Origin of the sequence: Acetobacter tropicalis (assembly GCF_001580915.1) — a bacterium.
Lineage (GTDB): Bacteria > Pseudomonadota > Alphaproteobacteria > Acetobacterales > Acetobacteraceae > Acetobacter > Acetobacter tropicalis.
Genome location: NZ_LHZQ01000128.1, coordinates 1 through 5887, shown reverse-complemented (window position 1 = coordinate 5887; position 5887 = coordinate 1). Strand labels below are relative to the sequence as shown.

Annotated in this window: 1 protein-coding gene; it reads right to left on the bottom strand. The window is 48.0% G+C overall.

All coding sequences use genetic code 11. From position 1 onward, the window contains the following. Positions 1–5887: glucoamylase family protein (locus AD944_RS01415; RefSeq protein WP_061474692.1), on the bottom strand; the 5887-nt coding region annotated here is incomplete at both ends.

The following is a 5887-nucleotide window of genomic DNA, read 5'->3' as shown; positions in this document are numbered from 1 at the left end:
GACCCGAAATTGCCTCAAGTGTGAGAAATCCGCGTCGAGCGCTGTAAATGCATCAGGACTATCAAGAGAGCCATTGCGCCCAATAAAACTCCTACGATCCCCCGATGACGCAGTGACATACCCTCCAATATCCGCAAAAGCGACGCGGGCGCCATAAGTCGGGTTCCAGCGGTTGTGGGCGAAGATAGCGCCCGTTTCATCATCTATTTCTGTTGTAACGAACTGCGCCATCTGTGTGCGGGATGTACCCAGAAGCCACTCCACATACGCGGTCACAGATAACGTGCGAGAGCGTCCGGATAGATTATGAAGCTGGATACGGGAGAGTTTTACGGAATCTTCTGTTGGAACATATTGCAGCAAAGTGCTGGCAATACCTTCAGCAATCCGTTCATAGCGCGTGTATCCGTACCCATGGTGAGCGACATATGTTGCCTCCGGATCTCGCCTTGTCGCTGCTGTCAGGCACCAGAGAATTTTTGTTTCTTCATCCTGAAGATAAAAAACTTCTCCCGCAGGGTTGCTGACTGGATCATTTGACCATGGGGTAATTTGACGCTCCTTACTGTTAAGCGCCCATGTATAACCACTTCCGTCTGCTGATGCCTGAAATCCGAAATTTTCATTTGCTATGACATTAATCCAGGGCGCAGGCGTTGTTTTGCCTGGTCCAATAACAACAACATAGGTCCGACCGCCTTCTGCAAAGCCACCATATCCGTTGAAAAATTCAAGATCTGGAAGAGAGGGAAGAGACAATGATTTTTCTGTCTGTGTGGTTTTGTCCTGTATAATTTTTCTCTTCCGGGGGAACATCAGATCAGAATAAAGGAGCCGCTCTTCAAGAGACTTGGTTGCATCCAGAACAATACGCGCTACTGACAGAAGCTGCGCCTGAAACGCAGGAGTGATGAGATCTGCGCGTAAAATACGGACAGAACCACCACTATCAGAAATTTTAGGAAGAGCGCGCACCTGTTCTTCAAGAGACATTTGTAGTTCTTGCAAATAAGAACTAGGATGCTCATTCAGAATAACAAAATCGAACTCCAATTGTTTCAAGCGTAGATATTCAAAGCCCATAAGAAGCTTATGGACAACAGGAATATCTACGTTATCCTTGATCCGCAGCACTAGGATGGGAAGGTCTCCAGAGATCCCCTGTTCCCACAAAATTGGTTGTGCTGCGGCGCCTCGAACGATGGTATGAGAAGAAGATCGCAGGGAAGAGCCTGCAAAGAGGAGAGAAGATGCCAAAGTTTGAAAAAGATTGGCATCGGCGGAAGAGACATCAAGATGACGCAACTGTATCTGAGCATGTGTCCATGCCAACGTACGGATACGATCAAGGGCTGACGTATCCTGATGTGTGTCAATTAACTCCAGAATTTTGTCTCGAGAAGAAGCAACCATGGTCCAGAATGATATCCTGGCTGTAGCTCCAGGCTTGATAGTGACACGACTGCGAAGAGAGAACGAAGGATCAAGGACCGTTCCCGTCTGGCCAGATAAAGAACGTTTTCCCGTTATGGCAGCGGGTGCTTTTAAGGTGTGTCCACGCCCTATAAAATGGGCGCGGTTGGTTTCCATCTCCACAGATGTCGGACATACAGCGAGGTGCGCCATCCATATCTCAGGCTCATTCGGCTCGCGCCGTCTCCGGGTTGCCAGCAGTGCCTTGGCGCTCGGAACATACTCTGTCTGAACAAAAAGTTTTGTAAATGCAGGATGTGCAAGATCAGCAATTTGAGGAAGAAGAGCCAGTTCCATATAGGATGTAATATCGATCTCAACTACTTCATGACCTGCGTTCGATACCGTTATGTTCCTGATTTCTGCATCATCTTCCGGTGAGACGAGCACTTCCATTGTGGTTGTAAGAGCACCATCCTGACGAGAAAATTCTGCTCGGTCTTCATAAAAAACAGCTGAATAATCGTCCGGTGTTTCTCCGCATGGTTGAATACCAGCAGACCATATGTTCCCGGTTTTTATGTTTTTCAGATAAATATAAGCCCCAAAATTATCGAGAGTGGCGTCTTCCCGCCAGCGTGTCAGTGCTTGACCTTGCCAGCGACTATACCCGGACCCTGCCGCTGTCAGCATGACGGAGTAACGACCGTTCGAGAGAAGATGCGTGACAGGCTCCGGCGTAGAGGCAGTGTGGTAACGACGACCAAAGGAAATGGCAGCCGAATGAGGCTGCGCCTTAATATTTTCTTCCGAAGGCAGAGGGCGGGCCACCACACCTTGCTGCGGTGCCTGCTCCTGAAGGAGAAGTTCGGCCGAGGCTATGACGGGATCTTTATGGAACCGTGCTCGCATAACGCCTTCCAGAACCGTATCTGCCACAGCCAGAATAGACATGCCTTGGTGATGAGCCATGTAGGCGCGAATAACCGCAACATCCTGATGTTCGGGCACCCGCTCTGGCGTATAATCCAGAGCCTCATAAAATCCGTAGCGGCCTCTTGCGCCTGCTTTTTCCAGCACGAAAAGGTTAGACACTGCTTTTTGTGGGTCAACCATAGCCGCCAGAAGGGTAGCATAAGGTGCGACAACCGTATTTTCACCCAGCCTACGCTTTAACCCCAAACCCGGCACACCAAAATTGGAATACTGATAAGTATAATCCATATCACGCGCATTGTAGGCCGATTCAGAAATTCCCCACGGAATGTTACGCGCATACCCGTAATCAATCTGGTGCTGCACAATCAGGGTATTGGTTTCTTCAAGCAAACTCCCCATAGGGGCACGCATGACTAATGATGGCATAAGATATTCGAACATGGAGCCCGACCAGGACACGAGAACGGCTCCATTGCCACTTGCTGTAATGGGGCGTCCAAGGCGGAACCAGTCACGGGCCGGAATATCTCCTTTGGCTATGGCATAGAATACAGCCAAACGTGCTTCAGATGCCAGAAGATCGTAACAATTCTGGTCCTGTGTATCTGCTGAAACCTGGTAACCGATCGAGAGCAATTTTCGTGATGAATCCCGTAAAAAGCCGAACTCCATTTCCTGCGCCATGTTTCGGGCTAGTTGAATTAAGGCCCGCAATCTAACAGGAGTATTTTGCCGGAGTTGGACATCATAATCTCGAAGATGGCTTTCTATTGTTCTAAGGGGAGCAGATATCCAGTACAGTAAATCGGCAACGTCAGAAGGCTCTGAATTGTCTGGAAAAAGGGACGGATGCTGCGCATGCGCAGCAATCGTCTGGGCTTTTTTTTCAAGATTACGAAGACAGGCCTCCGGTTCTTCTTCAGACGCCGTAAGAAGTGCGTTTTTCAACCGGCTGAGCGATCTGATCAGCACTTTTTGCTGCTTGTTAAGAGGAAGACGGATGCCATTATGAAACATCATGTCCATTATGGCGATTGTAACACTATCCAACAATCCGGCCCGCCAAGAGAGATTCTCTTCCTGCTCTCCTAGCCATTCCTGACATGCTGCAGCAACCGCGATAAGATGCCCAGCCAGATTTCCACTATCGACCGTAGAGACATACATGGGAGAAAGAGGGGTAAGATCGACCGTACTATACCAATTATAGAAATGCCCTTTATATTTTTGCATTTTCTTTAGTGTTTCAAATGTTTCCTCCAGCCGGTCCAATGTATCTTGTAGGCCGCACCACCCAAAGTCTCTCGCGCTAACAGTACAGAGAAGATAAAGTCCTATGTTTGTTGGAGATGTTCGCCGCGCAAGAACCTGGCGTGGGTCCTCCTGAAAATTATCAGGAGGCAACATATGATCATCTGAAGTGACAAATGTTTCAAAAAATACCCAAGTGCGGCGCGCGGTAACGCGTAATGTGCGAATATCTGTACGTGATGGTCGGGATTTTGAGGGAAGAACAGGGGCACGGCTGGTCCATAACGCTATGGCGGGTGATAAGCCCCACAAAAACGCTAATGGCCCTGCCAGAAGGAGATCTTCCGGACTGTGCCATGCCATAAAACCAGAAAGCAGCACTGAAAATAGCGGTGCGGGAAGCATTTTGCGATAGTAATCTACCATCCCCGCAGGCTTCACATCTATGGTCTGCGCAGTTGGAACCCATTGTAGAAGGTGTTTATGGGTAATAGAAACACGGGTTAGTGTGCGAATTATTGCATCAAACATGAGGAATGATTGATGCGCAAGAAACGTAATAGTCAGCGCCACAGTGACAAAGGCTTTTGATGCTTGGGAGAGAAGAACGCTGACGTAATTTCGGAATGTTATCCACTCCTGCCTAGGAATGATATCTGGAAGAATTGGCAAAAATATTGGCAGGGAAACAGCTAGCAGGACGAACGCTGTCCATATTCCGGAGCTTTCCGGCATAAAAATCCAGCATGCAAGAAGAGCAAGAATCGTAAAAGGCGCGCACAGCGTTCTGCGTAAATTATCCAGCATTTTCCAGCGTGAAATCCCGGAAAAACGATCACGGGGTAAAGGTTTGCGGATTATACCGGAAAGTATCCAGGGCAGAAGTTGCCAGTCTCCGCGGGTCCAGCGATGTAACCTTTGTGCAGCAACAATGTAATCTGTTGGGAATTCTTCTATGACTTCTATATCTGAAACCAATCCTGCGCGCGCAAAAATACCTTCAAACAGATCATGACTCAAAAGCGAGGCATCTGGAACACGGCCTGAGAGAGCAGATTCAAAGGCATCAATATGGTAAATGCCCTTTCCAGCATAAGAACCTTCTCCAAACATATCCTGATAAAGGTCTGAGATTGCGGAGGAATACGTATCTATTCCTGTCGCTGTAGAAAAGAACTTCTGAAAAAGTGTACTGTGGTGTCCTACAGGAAGAGAAGGCGTAACACGGGGCTGCAATATGGCATAACCCTGTTCAACTCGCCCTGTATCAGGGTTAAAGCGGGGGGAATTGAGAGGATGGGCAAGCTTTCCCACCAAGCGTTTAACAGTTTCAAGTGGAAGACGCGTATCAGCGTCTAAAGTAATGATATATTTGACAGATGCTGGAAGGCGGCGCTCCGGGTCTGCCATAAAAGTGGTATCTGTTGCCCCGCGCAACAAACGGTTGAGCTCATGAAGCTTGCCACGCTTACGCTCCCATCCCATCCATATCCGCTCGCTATCACTCCAAACTCTGCGGCGATGCAAAAGCAAAAACCGGTCCGCATTCTCTGGGGGAAGAAAGCGGTTATTGAGATCTCTTATTCCGTCAACAGCCAACCTCAGAAGCCTCTCATCCTCAGGAGCCTGAAAGCTTTCATGGTCTTTCCAATCTGTCAGAAGAGCAAAATGAACAGTTTCATCATGGGTTGCTAGATAGTGGACTTCCAACCTTTCCAGAAGGGTTCTGATGGTTTTTTCATCGGTCAGGAGAGCCGGGATAACAACCATGGTGCGCATATCGGCTGGAACACCTTCCAGCAATTCCAAGCCTGGCAAAGTACCAACCTTGAGAACACGCAACAAAAAGTGATTGATGCAAGAAACCGCAGCTTCAGATGCTGGAAAAAACGCCAAGACGCTTATTAGCAGAAGCCAGGGCCAAAACGGCGTTTCTGTTATTGAGAAAGCAAGCGGCAGAAACAGAAAAAAAAGAGTGAGAAGAGTAACAATCAAACCGTAGCCGATAATGCCTCTTCTGCAGAAAGCCCGAACCATCCTTGTAGAAAAAGTAGGTCGGAACTCTATTTCCTCTTCCAGAAGGGAGCGTCCTTCCATAAGAAGATAATATCCCGGATCTGTTTTGCGCAAATCAGAATCTTGTATTGATAGACTTCTGGATGCCAAGGAAATGGCAATATTTGCAATATCAATTTCAGATTTTCGGCTTTTTTGTGCAAGATCCTCAATAGCCTTGCGATAGAGATCTGGTAATCCCCCCATTTTTAGTGGGGCATTGAATGAG